This window comes from Bradyrhizobium sp. ORS 375 (genome assembly GCF_000239775.1).
In the GTDB taxonomy this organism is placed as follows: domain Bacteria; phylum Pseudomonadota; class Alphaproteobacteria; order Rhizobiales; family Xanthobacteraceae; genus Bradyrhizobium.
On record NZ_CAFI01000421.1, the window covers coordinates 1 to 1820 of the forward strand.

The following is a 1820-nucleotide window of genomic DNA, read 5'->3' on the forward strand; positions in this document are numbered from 1 at the left end:
CCGGCATTCCCTGCGCGATGGGCTTACGGCTGCTCCGTGCTCTCCCTGGGGACCGGGCGTTCTTGCCCCCATCGCCTGCGCGTGCCGTTGGAGCTACGATCGCAGACTTGGCCTCAGCATCGGGAGGCCAGGACCACACGGCTTGACCGTCCGCAGCAGATCGTTCGTCGGCGCGGCCAGAGCCACGCTGCGATCCACCACGGCCACCGCATCCCCGCCTCGCGTCTCGTGACGACCGCGCGTACGCCCCTCATCGATGAGGCAGGATGCGCGCAGTAGAGCATGGTTTTCGGAAAAACGAAAGAGGAATTTTCGTGGACGGCAGGAGACAATCGCTTTTCATGGCCGCCAGCACGGTCATTCCGGGGCAAGGCCGAAAGGCCTTGAACCCGGAATCTCGAGATTGTCTGGATTCTTTTTTCGCCACGTCGAGATTCCGGGTTCAATCGTCATGCGCAGTCGCGCATGACGATTGCCCCGGAATGACGGGGTGAGGCGGCAAACCCGCGCTCGCAGACAGGGCCTCCGCGGAGTGAAACCCAGTGTTTCGCTATCGCCCGCTTGCAATCCGGTTCCGGCCCTTCCAGCTGACAGCGGGACGCCGTAAGACGGCGCGGCGCAATGGAACGGCACATGACCACAGCACTTGAATTCGGCCTGGATACCTTCGGCGATGTCACCCGCGGTGGCGACGGCGTGATCGCGGCGCATGCCCAGGTGATCCGCGACGTGGTCGAGGAGGCGGTGCTGGCCGACCAGCTCGGGCTGGATTTCATCGGGCTCGGCGAGCACCATCGCGGCGATTTCGCGATCTCGGCGCCGGAGGTGGCGCTGGCGGCGATCGCGGCGCGGACCACGCGGATCAGGCTCGGCTCGGCGGTGACGGTGCTCAGCTCGGATGACCCGATCCGCGTCTTTCAGCGCTTCTCGACGCTCGATGCCGTGTCGAACGGCCGCGCCGAGGTCATCCTCGGCCGCGGCTCGTTCACCGAATCCTTCCCGCTGTTCGGCTTCGATCTCAAGGACTATGAGGCGCTGTTCGAGGAGAAGCTCGATCTGTTCGTCAGCCTGTTGCCGCAGCAGCCGCTGACCTGGCAAGGCAATCTGCGGCCGCCGCTGCGCGATCAGCTGGTCTATCCGCCGGTCGAGACCGGCCGGCTGAAGGCGTGGATCGGCGTCGGCGGCAGTCCGGAGTCGGTGGTGCGCGCCGCGCATTACGAGCTGCCTTTGATGCTCGCGATCATCGGCGGCGATCCGAAGCGCTTCGCCCCCTATGTCGACCTCTATCACCGGGCCATCAAGCAGTTCGGCCGCGCGATGAACCCGATCGGCGTGCATTCCCCCGGCTATGTCGCCGACACCGACGCACAGGCGCGCGAGGAGCTGTGGCCCGACTACAAGACCATGCGCGACCGCATCGGCCGCGAGCGCGGCTGGCCGCCGATGGGCCGCGACGAGTTCATCCAGGAGGCCGACCACGGCTCGCTCTATGTCGGCTCGCCGGAAACCGTCGCGCAGAAGATCGCCGCCACGATCAAGGCGCTCGGCCTGGCGCGGTTTCAGCTGAAATACTCGGCGGGCCCGCTGCCGCATGCCAGGCTGATGCGCAGCATCGAGCTGTACGGGCGGGTCGTGGTGCCGCGGGTGCGTGAATTGCTGGCGGAGGAATCAGCGCCGGTGTCCTGACCGACGTGGCCTCACTGTTCTCCGGGTGAGCCCGAGGTGGCGCAACACCCACCGCCGTCGTCCCGGCGAACGCCGGGACCCATACCGCGTGATCTCTCTGTGGGGCACGCTGAGCGCCGTCCTTCGCAAAACAA

General features: G+C 66.5%; 1 protein-coding gene. It reads left to right on the forward strand.

Annotated elements, in window-relative coordinates; genetic code table 11:
- Positions 1 to 633: 633 nt before the first annotated feature.
- Entirely contained in the window at positions 634 to 1686 is a 1053-nt protein-coding gene (locus BRAO375_RS27905) for an LLM class flavin-dependent oxidoreductase (protein ID WP_009030785.1), read from the forward strand.
- Positions 1687 to 1820 lie beyond the last annotated feature (134 nt).

What these genes read in the sequence shown, in the direction of transcription:
- BRAO375_RS27905 (WP_009030785.1), top strand. Translation starts at nt 634, where the DNA reads ATGACCACAGCACTTGAATTCGGCCTGGATACCTTCGGCGATGTCACC.